Source organism: Pseudomonas fluorescens (assembly GCF_900215245.1).
Classification (GTDB): Bacteria; Pseudomonadota; Gammaproteobacteria; order Pseudomonadales; family Pseudomonadaceae; genus Aquipseudomonas; species Aquipseudomonas fluorescens.
This window is the reverse complement of record NZ_LT907842.1, coordinates 5220568-5239058: the sequence shown is the minus strand read 5'-3', so window position 1 is coordinate 5239058 and position 18491 is coordinate 5220568. Positions and strand designations below refer to the sequence as shown.

Here is an 18491-nt window from a genome sequence, read left to right as displayed (position 1 = left end):
ATCGACTCAGACGAGGCGCTTGGTGGCGGTCAAGGTGAAGCACAGCGGCAATTGGGCGGGTTGGTGCTCGTATTGGTCATACAATTCCTCACGGTTTGAATGCGGATACTCGCGCAGATGGTCAATCTGCAACTGCGCCGAAACCAAACCGCTTACGATGCTGCCCAGGGTATGCACGTACCAATAGGACGTCGGCCCTGGCACCTCGTCCAGCCCTTCATAGACAATCGACTCCTGCAACACGAACGGATCGCGCTGGAAGTACGAACTGTCAGGCAGCAGCGGATTGGCAGCCCGCGGGTCGAATACTTCCAGGAACGGGTGAGTTTCGTAGATCACCAGGGTGCCGCCGGGCTTGAGCGTACTGGCCGCATGCCGCATAAACAGCGCCACATCCGGCATCCAGCCCAGTACGCCAATGGTTACCAGGGCCACATCGAACCGCCCCTGTAAGCCCTCAGGCAGATGATGGATGTCGGCTTCAATAAACGCGGGGTTGTGCGGCGAAACGTCGGCCAGTTGCCGCGCTTGCTGGAGAAAGGCGCGGGATTGATCGACGCCCACCACGGAGCGCGCGCCCAAGGCGAACAGCGACAGGCTTTCGCGACCGTTGTTGCAGCACAATTGCACCACGTCCCGGCCGGCCACGCCGACCTCTTGCAGCAGTGCCGTGATGGTCGGGTCCAGGCATGAAAAGTCCGCACGGGCAATCGAGGCCAGCAGTGCGCTCCAGTGAGGGCTGTCTTTGTGCAGTGTGGCGGACGCATCCCAGGCGTCTTTGTTGCTGGCGATGGCCTGTTGGGCTGAGGGCATGTCCATTGCGTCTCCCGATTGTCGTTTAAGCGAATTCAGGAACATAAGCCATTTACCTGTCGGACAAAACCCTCGGCGGCGGCGAAACTTCTATCGAAGCCAACAGGTCAGTAAGCCAATGAGCGTTCAGCCGTTGAATGCCCCTTCCGAAGAACTCGCCGTGGCCAATCGCGCTGATCTGCGTAATACCTTGTCCCTGGACAGCCTGAATTTTTTCCTGGCCGACGTCCGCGACGGGCTCGGACCTTACCTCGCGATCTACCTGCTGGCCGTGCATAAATGGGACCCGGCCAGCATCGGTGTGGTGATGACGCTCGCAGGTATCGCCGGCTTGCTCACTCAGGGCCCGGCAGGCGCGCTGATTGACCGCACGCGCAGCAAACGCGCGGTGATAGCCGTGGCCGCCATCCTCGTAACCGTCAGTTGCCTGACGCTGCCGTTTGTCAGCGCCTTCAGTTGGGTGGCCGTGACCCAGGCCGCCAGTGCCGTCGCCGCCTCGGTGTTCGCCCCGGCGATTTCGGCAATTTCGTTGGGGATCACCGGGCCGCGCGCGTTCACTCGCCGCACCGGGCGCAACGAAACCTTCAACCACGCCGGCAACGCCGTGGCGGCGCTGTTGGCCGGCGGCTTGGCGTACCTGTTCGGCCCAGTGGTGGTGTTCTACCTGATGGCCTTTATGGCGTTGGCCAGTATTGTGGCGGTCAGTTGCGTCTCGGCCAAGGCGATAGACCATGAGGTTGCGCGGGGCTTTGACCCGACTCACAGCAGCGATCACGAACAACCTTCCGGCATGAAGGTATTACTCGGCAATCGCCCGCTGCTGCTGTTCGCCATCTGTTGCGCCCTGTTCCACCTGGCCAATGCCGCCATGCTGCCGTTGGTCAGTCAGAAGCTGTCACAGATCAACCTGCACATGGCCACGCCATTGACCTCGGCGTGCATCGTCGCCGCGCAATTGGTGATGGTGCCGATGGCGTGGCTGGTGGGGCTCAAGGCCGACCTGTGGGGGCGCAAGCCGCTGCTGCTGGCCGGCTTCATGATTCTGCCGCTGCGCGGCGTGCTGTATACCCTGTCCAGCGACCCCTATTGGTTGGTCGCCGTGCAGATGCTCGATGGCATCGGCGCGGGGATTTTCGGCGCGTTGTTCCCGGTCATCGTCAAAGACCTGACCCAGGGCACCGGCCGGTTCAACGTCAGTCTCGGCGCGCTGTCCACGGTGTTTGGGCTGGGCGCGGCACTGAGCAGCAGCCTGGCCGGTTTCGTCGTGCAACAGGCCGGTTATAACGCCGCGTTCCTGACGCTGGCGGGCGTGGCTGCGGTGGCGTTAGCCTTGTTATGGCTGGCCATGCCGGAGACGTTGATGAAACCATCCCTCGCTCGCCATACAACTGTCGCCTGACATATGCGACAATGCGCGCCAAATTCCAACACACAGCCAAAATTTTCTGCTCAGCGACCGGGTTTCGCGCCTTGATGTCGCTGTTGACGCATGCCTGAAGGCTCCTGCCGCCACGCTCGCAACTCATTGATAGGTAAAGTAATTGATCTCCACAGCTAACATCACCATGCAGTTCGGCGCCAAGCCGCTCTTCGAGAACGTCTCGGTCAAGTTCGGCGCCGGCAACCGTTATGGTTTGATCGGTGCCAACGGTTGCGGCAAGTCGACCTTCATGAAAATCCTCGGCGGCGACCTCGATCCGTCCGGCGGCCAGGTCATGCTGGAGCCGAACGTACGCCTGGGTAAACTGCGCCAGGACCAGTTCGCCTACGAAGAATTCACCGTACTCGACACCGTGATCATGGGCCACGAGGAACTGTGGAAGGTCAAGGCCGAGCGCGACCGTATCTACTCGCTGCCGGAAATGAGCGAAGACGACGGCATGGCCGTGGCCGAGCTGGAAACCGAATTCGCCGAGATGGACGGCTACACCGCCGAATCCCGTGCCGGTGAACTGCTGTTGGGCCTGGGTATCCCTCTGGAACAACACTTCGGCCCGATGAGCGAAGTCTCCCCAGGCTGGAAACTGCGCGTATTGCTGGCCCAGGCGCTGTTTTCCGACCCAGAAGTGCTGTTGCTCGACGAACCGACCAACCACTTGGACATCAACACCATCCGCTGGCTGGAAAACATCCTGACCCAGCGTTCCAGCCTGATGATCATCATCTCTCACGACCGTCACTTCCTGAACAGCGTGTGCACCCACATGGCTGACCTGGACTACGGCGAGCTGCGCCTGTTCCCGGGCAACTACGACGAGTACATGACCGTGGCGACCCAGTCCCGCGAGCAACTGCTGTCGGACAACGCCAAGAAGAAAGCGCAGATCTCCGAGCTGCAATCGTTCGTCAGCCGCTTCTCGGCCAACGCCTCGAAAGCCAAGCAGGCCACTTCGCGCGCCAAGGCCATCGACAAGATTCAGCTGGCCGAGGTCAAGCCTTCGAGCCGCGTCAGCCCGTTCATCCGTTTCGATCAGAACAAAAAGCTGCACCGCCAGGCGGTGATGGTCGAAAAAATGGCCAAAGGTTTCGACGGCAAGCCACTGTTCAAAGACTTCAGCTTCCAGGTTGAAGCGGGCGAGCGTGTTGCGATCATCGGCCCGAACGGCATCGGCAAGACCACCCTGCTGCGCACCCTGGTCAACGAACTGACGCCGGATGCCGGCAGCATCAAGTGGACCGACGCCGCAGAACTGGGTTACTACGCTCAGGATCACGCTTCTGACTTCGAAGACGACATGAGCCTGTTCGACTGGATGGGCCAGTGGACTCAGGGCGAACAAATGATTCGCGGTACTTTGGGCCGCATGCTGTTCTCCAACGACGAGATCCTCAAGTCGGTCAAAGTCATCTCCGGTGGTGAGCAAGGTCGCATGCTGTTCGGCAAGCTGATCCTGCAAAAGCCGAACGTGCTGATCATGGACGAACCGACCAACCACTTGGACATGGAATCCATCGAAGCGCTGAACCTGGCGCTGGAAAACTACCCGGGCACGCTGATTTTCGTCAGCCATGACCGGGAGTTCGTATCGTCCCTGGCCACCCGCATCATCGAGCTGAGCCCGAGCGGCGTGATTGACTTCAGCGGCACCTATGATGACTACCTGCGCAGCCAAGGCGTGGTGTTCTAAGTCACTCAAAGCGCCAGTGTGACGAGCGGGCTTGCCTCGCGTTGGGCTGCGAAGCGGCCCTGAAACCCAACACCGCGGTCTGCCAGGCAGAACGCGGTGTTTTTTTATGCGGACTGCTGCGCAGGGCAAGCCTGCTCGCCACAACACGCGCAGTGCCCACGTAGGCCTGCCCCTCAAACAAACTAGTTAGCCTGCTTCCTTTTCCCCCATGCCCTTGCCATCATGCTGTCACCGCCCGCCCGCGAACGAGTGACCATGCCTGCCGCCGCCCCCACGTCCCTGTCGATCACCCTGCAGATCGTCTCCATCGTCTTCTACACCTTCATCGCCTTTATCTGCATCGGGCTGCCGATCGCGGTCATCCCCGGCTATGTGCATGAGCAACTGGGTTTCAGCGCAGTGGTGGCCGGGCTGACCATCGGTTCGCAATACCTGGCCACCCTGCTCAGCCGCCCCATGGCCGGACGAATGTCGGACAACGTCGGCACCAAACGCGCAATTGTGCTGGGCCTGTCGGGCATCCTGGCCAGCGGCGTGCTGACGTTCTTCGCGACGTTGGTCGAGAGCCTGCCCGGCTTGAGCCTGGGCATTCTGATCGTCGCCCGCTTGCTGCTCGGCGTCGCCCAGGGCCTGATCGGCGTGGGCACTATCAGTTGGTGCATGGGCGCGGTCGGCGTCGAACACACAGCGCGCTCAATTTCCTGGAATGGCATCGCGTCCTACGGCGCCATCGCGATTGGCGCGCCGCTGGGCGTCGTCATGGTCGCGGACTACGGCTATACCAGCCTCGGGATTGCCTTGTCAGTGTTGGCGGCAGTGGGCCTGGTGCTGATCCGTAACAAACCGTCGGTGCCGGTGGTGCGTGGCGAGCGGCTGCCATTCTGGGCGGTGTTCGGCCGCATTGCTCCGTTTGGCGCCAGCCTTTGCCTGGCCTCGATCGGCTACGGCACGCTGACCACCTTTATCACCCTGTATTACCTCAATCGCGGCTGGGCCGGCGCGGCGTACTGCCTCACGGTGTTTGGCGTGTGCTTTATCCTCTCGCGCCTGGTGTTTATCTCGGCCATCGGCCGCTTTGGTGGGTTCACGGCGGCGATTGCCTGCATGACCATCGAGACGATGGGCCTGACACTGCTGTGGCTGGCACCCTCCACAGGGGTCGCCCTGATCGGTGCCGGCCTGACCGGTTTCGGCTTGTCGCTGGTGTACCCGGCGCTGGGCGTGGAAGCCATCAAACAGGTGCCCAACAGCAGCCGTGGCGCCGGGTTGAGTGCCTATGCGGTGTTTTTTGATCTGGCCCTGGCGATCGCCGGGCCGTTGATGGGCGCCGTGGCGCTGAACCTCGGCTATGGGTGGATCTTCTTTTTCGCGGCGCTACTGTCCGTTACAGCGCTGGGCCTGACCGTACTGCTCAAGCGCCGTGCTTACTGATCGGCGGTCTGCAGACCGGCGCGAGTCGATTGGCCGAGGGTGTGGACGAAGAAGCGCCCGGCCTCTGAAATAAGGTCGCGGTGGATGCCTTCGCGGTCTACGCCGTCGGCATCCGTACAGATGGCCGGCATTGTCGCCAACTGATCGCTGTCACACGGCGCCATGAACACGAAGTGCCCTGCCCCGGCCAACAGTTTGAAATCCGGCGGCTCCGGCAGTTTGCGCGCCAGCGCGGCGGCGTTTTTGTCCACCGCCACCAGCTTGTCGCCATCGCCACTGTAGAGCAGCACCGGCACATGCACGTCGGCCAGGGTATGGCGGCCAAACATCAGGCTCAACGGTGCCATCAGCATCAAGGCGTGAATACGTGGGTCGGCCTGCGGCTGCAAGTCATCGCGGTCGATGACCAACTCGCCTTTGGTCGTGCAGGCGTCACGGTCTTCCGGGCGTTCATGGCAATAACGACGCAGACGGTCAAAATCCGGCTTGGCCCCCGCGAGGATCAAGGCCGTTTCGCCACCGGCGGAATAACCGATAACCCCCACCTGTTCAACGTTGACGAACGGCGACAGCATCGGGTCGCCGAGGGTGGCCGTGATCGCTGCGGAAATCTGGATCGGCCGCCCATACAGGTTGCTCACGGTACCCAGTCGGCTGTGGTCCTTATAGTTGTCGCCGGGGTGCAAAACCGCCACCACTACAAAGCCTTTGCGCGCCAGCGAGGTCGCCAGGTCATGCAGCGCCAGCGGTGTGCCTACGTTGCCGTGGGACAACATCAGCATGGGGAAGCGGCCAATGGCGATCTTGGCGTCTTCAGTGGCGGCGACGTGATAAGGCCCCAACTGCGTGCTGTGGTCATCGTCGGTAGAGGGATAGAACGCGATGGCATTCATCGGCTGCTGATCCAGCGGGTCGAGAAAGGTCATGCGGTGCAGCCCCACACTCCAATGCGGGTGCGGCGCTGGCGCGGCGTGCACTGAAATCAGGCCACCGAGCAGGGAAAGAACCAAAACAGCACAAAGACGCATCATGTGGATGTCCACCTTTGCTGCGCGACCACACCTGACACCCGCCGCATATCGATTTGAAAAGTCCATGGTTCAAGGCACTCACACCGGGTGATAAACCCATGCGTGCATAACCTGGGCCAAAGTAATGACAACGGGTAAACGAAAAAACTCCGTACTCCGATCGCTGTGGGCGATCAGAGTACAGAGTTTAGGCGCCTGAGCTCGGATTGGAACCGAGCGAAGGCAGAATTTACACAAGCCTTACGCGGCGGCGAACAATTGTTCGTTGATGACTGCGTTAGCGTCGCTCAGCGCTTTGCTGCGCACTTCCTCACCGTAGGCCAGGCCTTGGGCGCGGACAAACTCGATGTCAGTGATGCCGAGGAAGCCAAACACCAGCTTCAAGTAGTCTTCGTGGCCGACATTGCTCGCCTGGCCGGCGTGCAGGCCGCCCGCAGTGGACACAATGATGAGTTTTTTGCCAGCGCACAGGCCTTCGGGGCCGGCTTCGGTGTAACGGAACGTCTGGCCGGCGACCGCGATGCGGTCGATCCAGGCCTTCAGCTGCGAAGGCACCGAGAAGTTGTACATCGGCGCGCCAATCACCACGGCGTCGGCAGCGATGAATTCAGCCAGCGACGAAGCGCTCAGTTCGGCTTCGTGCTTTTGTACCGCATCACGCAACTCGGCAGCGGTGCCCAGCGCGCCGAGGGTCACGCCGGAAAAGTGGCTGATGCCTTCGCTTGCCAGGTCGCGGTAAGTCACTTCCACACCCGGTTCAGCCGCTTGCCAGGCCTTGACCACACCAGCGCTGAGCTGACGGGAAGCCGAGTTGTCGCCGAGGATGCTGGAATCGATATGCAACAGTTTCATGTGGGATCTCCGAGTGAGGATCGCGACGAGGCGACCGAGTGAGGTTGATGCTACACATGAACCGAATGTTCGATTAGAGGGCTGAAACGCGATTATTTGTCCTGTCAGCAGGACAATCCAACTTCAGCCAACACCCAGCCCCACAGCGTTGTTGCGCAAACCTCTGCGACGCTGGATTTAACGCGCACTTCACTTCATTCTCGCCGCAGAGTCGACAGCCACCAGGCACGCTATGCACACACACTCCCCCACCCTGACCAAAGGGCTGAGCCTGCTTCTCGCCATCTGCTGCGGGTTTTCGGTCGCCACGATTTACTACAACCAGGCCATGCTGCCGCTGATTGCCAACACCTTCGAGGTGTCCACCGCGCATGTCGGGCAGATCGCCATGCTCACGCAAATCGGTTACGCCTGCGGCCTGCTGCTGTTTGTGCCACTGGGCGACCGGATCAGCCGGCGCACCTTGATCCTGGCCGTGCTGTGCATCAACTTCATCAGCCTGTTGGCCTCGGCCACAGCGCCGTCTTATAGCTGGCTGCTGATCGCGAGCTTGCTGTTGGGGCTGTCGGGCATCAGCGCGCAAGTGATCATTCCCGCCGCCTCGGACCTGAGCGCGCCCGAGCAGAAAGGCGCGGTGTTGGGCCTGATGGTCAGCGGTCTGTCTGCGGGTGGTTTGCTGGCCAGGACCGTCAGTGGTGTGGTCAGCGGCTGGCTGGGCTGGCGCGGCATGTTCGCGATGGCGGCGGCGTTGGATGTGGTGCTGTTCCTGGCGATCCTGACGCGCATGCCCGTGTCGATGTCCACCAGCAAACTTGCGTACGGCGCGCTGCTCAAATCGCTGTGGGGTCTGGCCAGGCAACACCCGACCCTGCGCCAATCGGCGCTCAAGGGCGCGCTGGTATTTGGCGCCTTGAATGTGTTTTGGGGCTCTATGGCCGCGCTGCTGGCGTTGCCGCCGTATGGATTTTCCAGCGCGCAGGCCGGGCTGCTGGGCCTGTCAGCCATCGTCGGCATTCTCTGCGCCTCGACCATCGGCCAACATACCCGCAGCCATGGCCGTCTGCTGGAGCGCGTCGGCATCACCATCGTGCTCGTGGCGTTTATCCTGATTTACACCTTGGGTCCCCAAGGTTGGTGGTGGCCGATCCTGATCGCGGCGACCTTTCTTGACCTGGGGAACCGCACCAACCAACTGGCCAACCAGACCCGCGTATTGGCGCTGGAGCCGTCAGCCACCAGCCGCCTCAACACGGTATTCATGGTGGTCTATTTTATCGGCGGCGCCTTGGGCTCCGCGGCCGGTGCGTTCGCCTCGCAGCTCTACGGCTGGCAGGGCCAGGCACTCACCGGTGCGGCGTTTGCCGGGCTCGCCCTGTTGCTCACGGTGTTCAGGCCACGTACATAACCCTGTGGCGACGGCCCTCGTGTGGCCGGCTTGCCGCCGCTGTCACAGCCAGCGTCCACAAGGCGCTGGCTTTTTTGTAGTGGATTTGCCCTCGTCAGACGCGGATAGTTCGTCCCACTGACAGGACAACGGGTTGACCATGCAAGACCTCAATGACCTCTACTATTTTGCCAAAGTCGTCGAAGCCGGCGGCTTTGCGGCGGCCGGGCGGCTGCTCGGGATTCCCAAGTCACGGTTGTCGCGACGCATTGCCGAGCTGGAAGAACGCCTCGGTGCACGCCTGTTGCAGCGCACCACCCGCCAATTGACCCTTACCGCCGTCGGTGAGCGCTACCTGCGCCATTGCCAGGCCATGTTGCTCGAAGCGGAAATGGCCGACGAAGCCGTGGCCAGCATGTCCAGCGAACCGCGCGGGCGCTTGCGGGTCAGTTGCCCGGTGGGCATGGCCCAGCACATGCTGCCGGACATGGTCGCCGGCTTTCTGGCTGCGCACCCGCTTGTGCAACTGGAAATGACCCTGGTCAACCGCCGTGTCGACCTGGTGGCCGAGGGCATCGACGTGGCCCTGCGCGTGCGCGAATTGGGCGATGAAGACCCACTGCTGGTGACCAAGCGCTTGCGCCAGGCCCAGACGATCCTCGTCGCCAGCCCAGCGTTCATGCAGGGGCGGCAAATCGACAGCCTCGACGACCTCAAGCAACTGCCGGTGCTCGGTGCCCTGGAAGCCGACCGCCTGGTGCACCTGCGCCTGATCGACCCGCAAGGCAACACCGAAGACCTGGCATTGGAAGCCCGCCTGGGCATCGACGATTTCATCGTGCGCAAAGCCTGCGCCATGAAGGGCCTGGGCTTTACCGTGCTGCCGATGATGTATTGCGAAGAGGAATTGGCCAGCGGCCAGTTGGTGCAGCTGTTGCCGCAGTGGTCGTCACCCGGCGGCTGGCTGCAGGCGGTCTACCCGCACCGGCGTGGCGTCCTGCCGGCCATCCGTGCCTGGATCGACTACCTGGAAGAAGCCTTCAAGGGTTGCGGAGACCGCTTGCTATGAAAATGACCGAAGAACAAGTCGCCACCTTCTGCCTGAGCCTGCCCGGCGCGCGCGAAGACTACAAATGGGGCGGCGTGCGGGTGTTTTCCATCGCCGGCAACAAGATGTTTGCCGTGCAGAACCTGCGCGGCGATTCGTTGGCGTTCAAGGTCGACAAAGACCTGTTCCTGGGCCATGTGGACCGCCCCGGCATCCACCCGGCGCCCTACCTGGCACGGGCGCAGTGGATCATCATGAACACGCCCTACCCGCTCAACGCCGAGGAACTGCGTGGCCTGTTGCAACGCTCGCACCAGTTAGTGGTCAGCAAGCTGCCCAAGCGCACCCAGGTGGGACTCAAGCTTGCGTGACACCTCAACGCGTGAACGGCAGCGCGCGCTCAATGGCCGCTGCTGCCGCCAACGCGACATGCTCGTGCCAAGGTCGCGCGACAATCTGCACGCCAACCGGCAAACCCGCGCTATCCGTTCCGGCCCGGACCACCACACAAGGCCAACCCGCCAAGCTATAAGGCAGCGTGTGACTGAACAGCCCTGGCCGCGTCTCTCCCAGTTGGGTCGCCGGCGCGGCATCGACAGGGCACAGGATAATGTCGTAGTCGGCCATGAACCCCAGCATGGCTGTACGGAACTGATCCCAATCTGAAAACAGCTGGATCGACTGCGCGCCGGAGCCTTGACTCATTGCCCAATAGCGTTCGGTAATCTCACGGGCATTGCTCAACGCCGAGGGGAAGGCCGAGCGGATCAAGGCGCCCTCAGCGTCCAATAGATCGGCGACCGCCTGCAATGTGGTGTGCGTGAGCGCGTCAACGGGCTCGATGCCACCATCGCTGTACCAGGCGACTCGCAACCCCTTCAGCGTTTGAGTTTGCATACCGCGCAGCGGCATCGGAATCACCCCGGCATCGACCCCATCCTCACCGGCAATGACCTGTAGCGCCAAGGCCAGGTCTTCGACATGCCGGGCCATCGGGCCGATCTGACTGCGATAGTCACTCAACCCGCCCAGGTGATCGAAAACACCGGTGTTAGGCACGCGGCCGCTGGTGGGTTTTAACGTGCAGACACCACAAAAATGCGCGGGGACGCGCAAGCTGCCACCGGAGTCGCTGCCCAGCCCCAACGGTGAAAGCCCAGCGGCAATCGCCGCCGCTTCGCCACCGCTGCTGCCACCGGGGCTATAGGCAAGCGCGTGCGGGTTGCGCGTGGCGCCGTAGACCGGATTGTCGGTGACGCCGCCACCGCCACCTGGCGGGCAGTTGCTTTTGCCAAGCAAAATGGCGCCGGCTGCTTTCATGCGCGTCACGACGGTGGCGTCCTGTTCCGGCCGGTAATGAGCCCGCTCCGGCAAACCCACTGCCGACACGACGCCACGCGTGTCGAAAACATCTTTGACCGTAAAAGGAACGCCGTGTAACGCGCCCCAGTATTCACCGTTGGCGACTGCACGATCGGCCGCCCATGCGCCCGCCAGCGCCGCCTCGGCACACACTTGAACCAAGGCATTAATCGACGGGTTGAGCGCCTCGATACGTGCGAGGTAGGCGCAGACAATGGCGGTAGATGAGAGCTTGCGCTGTTGAATCAACGCGCCAAGCTCGGTAGCCGAATGGCGTAGCAATGAATCGGATAAAGACATCCGTGTGCCCCCTATGCGCTCGGTGTTTTGAGCAAAAAGCCGGTGTTTCGCTGATGCATATCGTCGATTGCGTGAGGCGCTTGGCGCAGGCTGGCAGAGTACATCCCAAGCGCCTCCCCCCCTACAATAGCGCCAGCAGCGTGCCGCCCAGGAACAGTTGATCGAGCCAGAACACCTCGTGCAGCAACACGATCACCCAGAACAGCACCTGGTAAGACACTTTGCGCGTCTTGTGACGAAACACTTGTTGGGCAATCAGCGCCCCTGGCCATCCGCCCGCGAGCTCCACGGCGTGCAGGATATTTTCGCGAACGCGCGGGCCCTCCGATTGCGCCTTGCGCTTGTCACCCCAGTACAGAAAAAACGCCACCACACTGACGACGCCGTAGGCCGCCAGCGGAATCACCGACTCACCGCGGTACCACACCAGCGTCGCGCCGATCAGCGGCGCGGCGCACAACACCACAAAGAGCAACGCCTTCAGGCGCGGGTACTGAATGGTCATGGCTTGACCGCCGTCCAGTCGATCCAGCCAAACTGCCAGGTCGCCAGGATCACCAGGCCGAACGCGATTCGATACCAGGCAAAGGCTGCATAGCTGTGGTTGGCAATGAACTTGAGCAAGGCCTTGACCGCAATCATCGCGAAGATGAACGACGTGACAAAACCAATCGCAAACACCGGCACATCATCGGGCTGGAACAGATGACGGTACTTGTAGCCCGAGTACACCGCCGCACCGACCATGGTTGGCATGGCCAGGAAGAACGAAAATTCGGTCGCGGTTTTGCGTGACAGGCCGAACAACAGGCCGCCAATGATGGTGGCGCCGGAACGCGAGGTACCCGGAATCATCGCCAGGCATTGAGCAACGCCGACTTTGAGTGCGTCTTTCCAGGTGATTTCGTCCACCGTTTCAGCGTGCACCGCATGTTGGCGGCGCTCGGCCCACAACATGATCACGCCACCCACCACCAGGGCGGTGGCCACGGTGATCGGGTTGAACAGGTAATGCTTGATCAGGTCGGCAAAAATCACCCCCAGCACCACCGCCGGCAGCACTGCGATGATCAGGTTGACGGTGAAGCGCTGGGCATTGCGTTGGGTCGGCAAGCCGATCACCACGTCGAGGATCTTGCGCCGAAACTCCCACACCACCGCCAGGATCGCGCCCAACTGAATGATGATGTTGAACGCTTCAAAGCGTTCGCCGCCGAAGCCAATCAAGTCGGCGACGATGATCTGGTGCCCGGTGCTGGAAATCGGCAGGAACTCCGTCAGCCCCTCCACAACGCCAAGAATCAATGCCTGTATGGCGGTCCAAAAGTCCATGTTTCCCCCAAAGGTCATGCGCGACGGCATGCCTTGTCTGTCTTTTTAATAGTTCACTGACGACGAGCACACTTAAGGCCCGGTGTGGATTTTCAACATCGGGCCGCAAAAATTTCGTGAAAAATCAGGGAGTACTCAGGTTTTTCGATTACAGGCCGAAAGCCTATCAGACAAGCCGTAAATGTCGATGCAGCGCCCACTATTATAAAAAGCACGGAGTGACAGGACGATGAACAGTTTGCGCAGCATGTCGATCAGCCGCCGTCTCTGGCTGATCCTGATAGTCGCCGTGTTGATGCTGCTGACCCTTGGGTTGTTGATGCTCAAGCAGATCCATGGTGACCTCTACCAAGCCAAAAGCCAGCAGACACAACACGTGGTGCAAACCGCCAGCGGCGTGTTGGCTTATTACCAGAACCTCGAGAAAACCGGCGTAATGACCCGCGAGGCGGCGCAAAAACAGGCCCTCAGCGCGGTACGCGGCCTGCGCTACGACCACGACGATTATTTCTGGATCAACGACCTGACGCCCGTGATGATCATGCACGCGGCCAACCCCAAGCTGGATGGCCAAAACCTCTCGGCGATCCGCGACCCGGACGGTTTTGCCATATTCAACGAATTCGTGAGCCTGGCCAAAGCCAAGGGCGCCGGCATCGTTAACTACCGCTGGCCGAAACCGGGCGCCGAAGCGCCGGTGGAAAAGACCTCCTATATCCAGCTGTTCGAACCCTGGGGCTGGATTATCGGCTCCGGTGTGTACGTGGATGATGTACAGGCCGAATTCAAAGTCCAGGTGTGGAAAACCTCGCTGATCGGCCTGGTCATTGCACTGATCATGACGGCGCTGGTCACGTTGATCGCCCGCAGCATCGTGCGGCCGTTGCAGGCGGCGGTGGACGCAATGGCCAACATCGCCAGTGGTGAAAGCGACCTGACCCGCAGCCTCGACACCCATGGGCGTGATGAAGTCACCCAGCTGTCGCAGCACTTCAACAGCTTTACGGCCAAGTTGCGCCAGGTGGTCAGCCACTTGCAGGTGTGCGCCAACGCCTTGGGCCAGTCCTCCACGGAGCTGGGCACCAACGCCCAGCAGGCCCATGACCGCAGCCAGCAACAGTCGCAGCAGATGGAGCTGGTGGCGACGGCAATCAACGAAGTGACCTATGGCGTGCAGGACGTGGCCAAAAACGCCGAGCACGCCGCCAGCGAAATGCGCGATGCCCAGGCCCAGGCGCAGCAGGGCCAGGTGAACATCGACAGCAGCATGCAGCAGATCGACCAGCTCTCCGGCACCATCAGCCAGGCCGTCGAGGTGATCCGCACGCTGTCCAGTGAAAGCACACAGATCGGCGGCGTGCTCGAAGTGATTCGCTCCATCGCCGACCAGACCAATCTGTTGGCCCTCAACGCCGCCATCGAAGCCGCACGCGCCGGTGAGCAAGGCCGTGGGTTTGCCGTGGTGGCCGACGAAGTGCGGCTGTTGGCCCAGCGTACGCAAAAATCCACCGCAGAGATCCAGGCGATGATCGAGCGCCTGCAAGGTCATTCGGAGGCGGCCGTCAAGGTGATCAGCGACAGCCATAGCGCCTCGCAACTCACCATCGAGCAAGCCGGCCAGGCCGGTGCCAGCCTTAACGCCATCGGCCAGGCGTTGCATAACCTCAATGGCTTGAATGCCTCGATTGCCAGCGCAACCTTGCAACAGGCGCATGTGGTGGAAGACATCAACCAGAACGTCACCCAGGCCGCCGGCTTGTCGCACAGCACAGCGCTGGCGGCGGAGCAATCCAGCGTGGCGAGCGCACATCTGCGCGAATTGAGTGAACAGCTCAATGGGCTGCTGCGCCAGTTCAAGGTCTAGCACCGTTCAGCCTGTGGGAGGCGGCTTGCGCCCTCCCACATTGGTCCTTCGGCATTTTGAAGTTACAATCGCCGCCCTCTCCCACGTCCCCAAGGAACCGCCATGTCCGGGCTTGAACTGTTCGCCGCCGCCCTGGGGGTGATCGCTGTCTGGTTGACGGTCAAACAGAACCCGTGGTGCTGGCCCATCGGCCTGGTGATGGTGCTGCTTTACACCTGGGTGTTCTTCGACGTGAAACTCTATTCCGACATGTTGCTGCAGGTGGTCTACGCCGTCCTGCAACTTTACGGCTGGTGGCAATGGACCCGCGCCGGTGAGGTCAAGCAAGGGCGCCAGGTCAGCAGCCTCGATTGGCCTTCGATCATGATCAGCCTGGCCGTTGGCGCAGTCTTCAGCCTGCTGCTCGGCGCCGCCATGGCGCACTGGACCGATGCCGCCCAACCTTGGCTCGACGCCGCCCTCACCGGCTTCAGCCTGGTGGCGCAACTGTGGATGGCGCAAAAACGCGTGCAATGCTGGCCGCTGTGGATTGCTGTGGATGTGATTTTCGTGGGGCTGTTCCTCTATAAAGGCCTGTACCTGACAGCCGCGCTTTACGCGCTGTTCACCGTGATTGCCGTGCAAGGCTGGCGTGAATGGCGCGCCGACCCGGCGTTGCACGCATGAAAGTCGTGGTACTGGCCGGCCCGGAATCCAGCGGCAAAAGCTGGCTGGCGGCGGAACTGCAGGCACACTTCGGCGGGCTGATGGTCGGTGAATACGTGCGGTATTTCATCGACCACTATCAGCGTGACACCACCCTGGCGGATATTCCTGCGATTGCCCGTGGCCAACTGGCCTGGGAGGACGCCGCGCGCGCCCAGCAACCCCGGCTGCTGATCCTCGACACGCACCTGCTGACCAACACGCTGTGGAGCCAGACCCTGTTCGGCGACTGCCCGGCATGGCTCGACAGCGAATTGCTGGCGCGGCATTACGACCTGCACCTTCTGCTGTCGCCCGAGGATGTGGAATGGACCGCCGACGGCCAGCGTTGTCAGCCGGAACTGGCGGACCGCCGGGCGTTTTTCCAGGGCAGCCTGGACTGGCTGCAACAGCACCGCCAGCCGGTGGTCGTGATTCGTGGGGGTTGGCAGGCGCGCCGCGACAAAGCCTTCGCCGCTGTCGAACAGCTGCTGCAGGAACAAGCGGGCTCGCTCCTGCAGTAATTGACGGCGTTTAGTAGCCCAAGGACAGGCCGGTGTTGCGACGCGGGTCGTTAGCCCCGTAGAAACGGTTGTTGCCGACCGGCTTGCCGCCCAGTGACGGCGCGCCCACCAGGATCGCGGCCAAGTGGTTGGCGTCCTGTGGACCGGCAAACTTGTGGCCCCAGCTTTCCAGGATCTTCTGGGTGTCCGGGCTGACGGCGAAGGCCTCAAGGTTGGTGGTCTCAGGCATCCACTGCTGGTGGAAACGCGGGGCGTCGACGGCCTCCTGGATGTTCATCTTGTAGTCGATGACATTCAGGATCGTCAGCAAGGTCGCCGTGATAATCCGGCTGCCGCCTGGCGTTCCCACCACCATCACCGCCTTGCCGTCTTTGGTGACGATGGTCGGGCTCATCGACGACAACGGCGCCTTGCCCGGAGCGATGGCGTTGGCCTCACCCTGGACCAGGCCGTACATGTTCGGCACGCCGACCTTGACGGTGAAGTCATCCATTTCATCATTGAGGATCACCCCGGTCTTGCTCGCCATGACGCCGGCACCGAACCAGTCGTTCAGGGTGTAGGTCACCGAAACGGCGTTGCCCCACTTGTCGACGATGGAGTAATGCGTGGTGTTGTTGCCTTCGTGGGGCGACACACCCGGCTTGATCGCCTGGGAATCACCGGCTTTCTGCGGCTCGATGGCGGCGCGCAGCTTGGCGGCGTAGTCCTTGTCCAGCAAATGCGCGACCGGGTTCTTCACGAAGTCCGGGTCGCCCAGGTAGCTGTTACGGTCCACGTAGGCGTGGCGCATCGCTTCGATCTGGTAGTGCAGGCCTTGCGCCGAGTGATAGCCGAGGTCGGCCATCGGGTAGCCTTCAAGGATGTTCATGATCTGGCAGATCACCACACCCCCCGAGCTTGGCGGCGGTGCCGAGACCACGTGGTAACCGCGGTAATCGCATTCGATGGGCGCCAGTTCACGGGTCTTGTACGTGTCGAGGTCAGCCTGGGTGATGATGCCTTTGCCGGCCTGGCTGGAGTCCACCAGCGCTTTGGCGACCCAGCCTTTATAGAAACCGTCGGTGCCCTTGGCGGAGATTTCCTTGAGGGTCTTGGCCAGGTCTTTCTGCACCAGCTTCTGGCCGACCTGCATCGGCTGGCCGTTATGCAGGAAGATTGCACGCAGGTCCTGGTCTTTTTCGAACTCGCCGGTGGCAGTGTGCAGCAGGTCGATATCGCCCTGCTCCAGTTCAAAACCGTTTTCCGCCAGCTTGATCGCCGGCGCAATCACCTGGGCGCGCTTGAGGGTGCCGTATTGGCTCAGGGCGGTTTCCATGCCGGACACCGTGCCAGGTACGCCGACCGCCAAATGGCCCTTGGCACTCAGGCCGTCGATGACCTTGCCGTCTTTGTCCAGGTACATGTCGGCCGTCGCCGCCAGCGGGGCTTTTTCGCGGAAGTCGAGGAACGTCTTGCGCCCATCCGCCAATTGCACGGTCATGAACCCGCCGCCGCCCAGGTTGCCCGCTGCCGGGTATACCACGGCCAGGGCATAGCCCACGGCCACGGCCGCATCGACCGCGTTGCCGCCGGCCTTGAGCACATCGACGCCCACATGAGTTGCCAGATGCTGGGCCGTGACCACCATGCCATTTTCACCGGCCACCGGGGCCTGGGAAGCGGCCTGCACACCGCTGACCGTCAACACCAGTGCAGTGGCAATCAGGGTACGGCTGAAGGGTTGGTATTTCATCCATGGCTACTCTAGTTATTAAGACGCACCAAAATAGCCCGACTGGATTCCAATCCCCAGCGCAATGGCGTTTTTATTACAGAACTTGTCGGTCACAGAACGGCCGCAAAAATGCCCATGCTATATTTCGCGCCTTGACTGTCGGTAAGGCGCTTTTTAATGGTGATCAAGAAGACCGGTATTCGCGCCCAACAGGCCGACCAGACCCGTGCGCGCATCCTGCAGGCAGCGGTCCAGGTGTTCACCCGCGACGGTTATTCCGGTGGGCGCGTGGACACTATCTCCAAAGCGGCCGACTCCAACGACCGCATGCTTTATTACTATTTCGGCAGCAAGGAACACCTGTTCATCTGCGTGCTGGAGCACATCTACGAGCAGTTCAATAAAGCCGAAAGCAAACTCAAGCTGGACTTGAATACGCCGGAACAGGCGCTGCGCGACTTGGTGGCGTTTATCTGGAATTACTACGTCAAACACCCCGAATTCGTGGCAATCCTGAGCATCGAAAACCTCCACCACGGCAAACATGCCCAGCAATCCGGCGAAATGCGCCGGCTGTCAGGAGAAGCCGTCGGCGTGCTGCGGCCGATCATAGAAGCCGGCCAGGCCAAGGGCGTATTCCGTCAGGACATCGACCTCAAACACGTGTACTTGATGATCGCTTCGCTGTGCTACTTCTATAACTCCAACCGCCACACCTTAAGCTCCTTCCTCGGTGAAGACCTGTCGGCTAAAGGGCAGCAGCAGGATTGGCTGGGGTTTATCAGCGATTTGGTCGTGCGCGGGGTCACGCCGACCTCGCTGTAGAAATTGGCTCAAACAGTGGGTGCTGGCTTGCCGATAGCCATAGGTCGCTACACATCTTTGCTTACGCGTTGAGTGCTCTGGTTGTCGAGCGGTGCTGGCAGCTAAACTCGGTCAACATTGTGGGAGCTTACTTGCTCTCGAATGCGCTGGGTCAGTGACAGATAAGCTGACTGACCCAGCGCATTCGCGAGCAAGC

The 18491-nt window shown here is 61.4% G+C and carries 17 protein-coding genes; 10 read left to right on the top strand and 7 right to left on the bottom strand.

Annotated elements, in window-relative coordinates; all coding sequences use genetic code 11:
• Positions 1-6 precede the first annotated feature (6 nt).
• On the bottom strand, positions 7-819 hold the full coding sequence (locus tag CPH89_RS24320) for a class I SAM-dependent methyltransferase (RefSeq protein WP_053256223.1): 813 nt from the start codon (positions 817-819) through the stop codon (positions 7-9).
• 154 nt (positions 820-973) lie between these two features.
• Here CPH89_RS24320 and CPH89_RS24315 point away from each other — a divergent pair, with 154 nt between their 5' ends.
• The 3 genes from CPH89_RS24315 (at position 974) to CPH89_RS24305 (ending at position 5372) form a co-directional block, all read left to right on the top strand.
• Positions 974-2212 carry an MFS transporter gene (locus tag CPH89_RS24315; protein WP_053256528.1) on the top strand — a complete coding sequence of 413 codons (1239 nt, stop codon included), beginning with the start codon at positions 974-976 and terminating at the stop codon, positions 2210-2212.
• Between the two features lie 142 nt (positions 2213-2354).
• Positions 2355-3941, top strand: a complete 1587-nt coding sequence (locus CPH89_RS24310) for an ABC-F family ATPase (RefSeq protein WP_073637695.1) — start codon at positions 2355-2357, stop codon at positions 3939-3941.
• 255 nt (positions 3942-4196) lie between these two features.
• On the top strand, positions 4197-5372 hold the full coding sequence (locus tag CPH89_RS24305; protein ID WP_053256225.1) for an MFS transporter: 1176 nt from the start codon (positions 4197-4199) through the stop codon (positions 5370-5372).
• On the opposite strand, the gene CPH89_RS24300 is transcribed toward CPH89_RS24305, so the two are convergent.
• Together CPH89_RS24300 and CPH89_RS24295 are read right to left on the bottom strand one after the other, a co-directional pair.
• On the bottom strand, positions 5366-6403 hold the full coding sequence (locus tag CPH89_RS24300) for an alpha/beta hydrolase family protein (RefSeq protein ID WP_053256226.1): 1038 nt from the start codon (positions 6401-6403) through the stop codon (positions 5366-5368). The two genes, CPH89_RS24305 and CPH89_RS24300, sit on opposite strands and share 7 nt — an antisense overlap.
• A 240-nt stretch (positions 6404-6643) precedes the next feature.
• Entirely contained in the window at positions 6644-7255 is a 612-nt protein-coding gene (locus tag CPH89_RS24295) for an FMN-dependent NADH-azoreductase (RefSeq protein WP_053256227.1), read from the bottom strand.
• Between the two features lie 232 nt (positions 7256-7487).
• Between CPH89_RS24295 and CPH89_RS24290 the strand changes: the two genes are divergently transcribed.
• The 3 genes from CPH89_RS24290 to CPH89_RS24280 all read left to right on the top strand — a co-directional run bounded on the left by CPH89_RS24290 (position 7488) and on the right by CPH89_RS24280 (position 10058).
• Positions 7488-8660, top strand: coding sequence for an MFS transporter (locus tag CPH89_RS24290; RefSeq protein ID WP_053256228.1), 1173 nt, complete (start codon positions 7488-7490; stop codon positions 8658-8660).
• Between the two features lie 139 nt (positions 8661-8799).
• Positions 8800-9708, top strand: coding sequence for a LysR substrate-binding domain-containing protein (locus CPH89_RS24285; RefSeq protein WP_053256529.1), 909 nt, complete (start codon positions 8800-8802; stop codon positions 9706-9708).
• The gene (locus CPH89_RS24280) at positions 9705-10058 is read left to right on the top strand and encodes an MmcQ/YjbR family DNA-binding protein (RefSeq protein ID WP_053256229.1); all 354 of its coding nucleotides are present in this window, start codon (positions 9705-9707) and stop codon (positions 10056-10058) included. The genes CPH89_RS24285 and CPH89_RS24280 overlap by 4 nt, the downstream gene beginning before the upstream one ends.
• Positions 10059-10062: 4 nt before the next feature.
• On the opposite strand, the gene CPH89_RS24275 is transcribed toward CPH89_RS24280, so the two are convergent.
• From CPH89_RS24275 to CPH89_RS24265, 3 genes are all read right to left on the bottom strand, one after another.
• Positions 10063-11349, bottom strand: a complete 1287-nt coding sequence (locus tag CPH89_RS24275; RefSeq protein ID WP_053256230.1) for an amidase — start codon at positions 11347-11349, stop codon at positions 10063-10065.
• A 121-nt stretch (positions 11350-11470) separates the two neighbouring features.
• Positions 11471-11854: a DUF1294 domain-containing protein gene (locus tag CPH89_RS24270; RefSeq protein ID WP_053256231.1), complete on the bottom strand. Its 384-nt coding sequence runs from the start codon at positions 11852-11854 to the stop codon at positions 11471-11473.
• Positions 11851-12681 (bottom strand): undecaprenyl-diphosphate phosphatase, encoded by an 831-nt coding sequence (locus tag CPH89_RS24265; protein WP_053256232.1) that lies wholly within the window; start codon positions 12679-12681, stop codon positions 11851-11853. Before CPH89_RS24265 ends, CPH89_RS24270 begins: the two co-directional genes overlap by 4 nt.
• A gap of 229 nt (positions 12682-12910) precedes the next feature.
• Between CPH89_RS24265 and CPH89_RS24260 the strand changes: the two genes are divergently transcribed.
• From CPH89_RS24260 to CPH89_RS24250, 3 genes are all read left to right on the top strand, one after another.
• Positions 12911-14545 (top strand): methyl-accepting chemotaxis protein, encoded by a 1635-nt coding sequence (locus tag CPH89_RS24260; RefSeq protein WP_053256233.1) that lies wholly within the window; start codon positions 12911-12913, stop codon positions 14543-14545.
• Between the two features lie 102 nt (positions 14546-14647).
• Entirely contained in the window at positions 14648-15211 is a 564-nt protein-coding gene (pnuC, locus tag CPH89_RS24255; RefSeq protein ID WP_053256234.1) for a nicotinamide riboside transporter PnuC, read from the top strand.
• Complete coding sequence (locus tag CPH89_RS24250) at positions 15208-15753, top strand: AAA family ATPase (RefSeq protein WP_053256235.1); 546 nt, start codon at positions 15208-15210, stop codon at positions 15751-15753. The genes pnuC and CPH89_RS24250 overlap by 4 nt, the downstream gene beginning before the upstream one ends.
• 10 nt (positions 15754-15763) lie before the next feature.
• Here the strand turns inward: CPH89_RS24250 and ggt are convergent, their stop codons facing one another.
• On the bottom strand, positions 15764-17488 hold the full coding sequence (gene ggt, locus CPH89_RS24245) for a gamma-glutamyltransferase (protein ID WP_053256236.1): 1725 nt from the start codon (positions 17486-17488) through the stop codon (positions 15764-15766).
• Positions 17489-17647: 159 nt separating this feature from the next.
• Between ggt and CPH89_RS24240 the strand changes: the two genes are divergently transcribed.
• Positions 17648-18295, top strand: a complete 648-nt coding sequence (locus CPH89_RS24240; protein WP_053256237.1) for a TetR/AcrR family transcriptional regulator — start codon at positions 17648-17650, stop codon at positions 18293-18295.
• Positions 18296-18491: the final 196 nt, after the last annotated feature.

Bases quoted from the DNA above. Each gene is read 5' to 3' on its own strand.
- pnuC (WP_053256234.1), top strand. From the start codon at position 14,648: ATGTCCGGGCTTGAACTGTTCGCCGCCGCCCTGGGGGTGATCGCTGTC.
- CPH89_RS24275 (WP_053256230.1), bottom strand. From the start codon at position 11,349: ATGTCTTTATCCGATTCATTGCTACGCCATTCGGCTACCGAGCTTGGC.
- CPH89_RS24260 (WP_053256233.1), top strand. From the start codon at position 12,911: ATGAACAGTTTGCGCAGCATGTCGATCAGCCGCCGTCTCTGGCTGATC.
- CPH89_RS24250 (WP_053256235.1), top strand. From the start codon at position 15,208: ATGAAAGTCGTGGTACTGGCCGGCCCGGAATCCAGCGGCAAAAGCTGG.
- CPH89_RS24305 (WP_053256225.1), top strand. From the start codon at position 4,197: ATGCCTGCCGCCGCCCCCACGTCCCTGTCGATCACCCTGCAGATCGTC.
- CPH89_RS24320 (WP_053256223.1), bottom strand. From the start codon at position 819: ATGGACATGCCCTCAGCCCAACAGGCCATCGCCAGCAACAAAGACGCC.
- CPH89_RS24290 (WP_053256228.1), top strand. From the start codon at position 7,488: ATGCACACACACTCCCCCACCCTGACCAAAGGGCTGAGCCTGCTTCTC.
- CPH89_RS24285 (WP_053256529.1), top strand. From the start codon at position 8,800: ATGCAAGACCTCAATGACCTCTACTATTTTGCCAAAGTCGTCGAAGCC.
- CPH89_RS24265 (WP_053256232.1), bottom strand. From the start codon at position 12,681: ATGGACTTTTGGACCGCCATACAGGCATTGATTCTTGGCGTTGTGGAG.
- CPH89_RS24270 (WP_053256231.1), bottom strand. From the start codon at position 11,854: ATGACCATTCAGTACCCGCGCCTGAAGGCGTTGCTCTTTGTGGTGTTG.
- CPH89_RS24300 (WP_053256226.1), bottom strand. From the start codon at position 6,403: ATGATGCGTCTTTGTGCTGTTTTGGTTCTTTCCCTGCTCGGTGGCCTG.
- CPH89_RS24280 (WP_053256229.1), top strand. From the start codon at position 9,705: ATGAAAATGACCGAAGAACAAGTCGCCACCTTCTGCCTGAGCCTGCCC.
- CPH89_RS24240 (WP_053256237.1), top strand. From the start codon at position 17,648: ATGGTGATCAAGAAGACCGGTATTCGCGCCCAACAGGCCGACCAGACC.
- CPH89_RS24295 (WP_053256227.1), bottom strand. From the start codon at position 7,255: ATGAAACTGTTGCATATCGATTCCAGCATCCTCGGCGACAACTCGGCT.
- ggt (WP_053256236.1), bottom strand. From the start codon at position 17,488: ATGAAATACCAACCCTTCAGCCGTACCCTGATTGCCACTGCACTGGTG.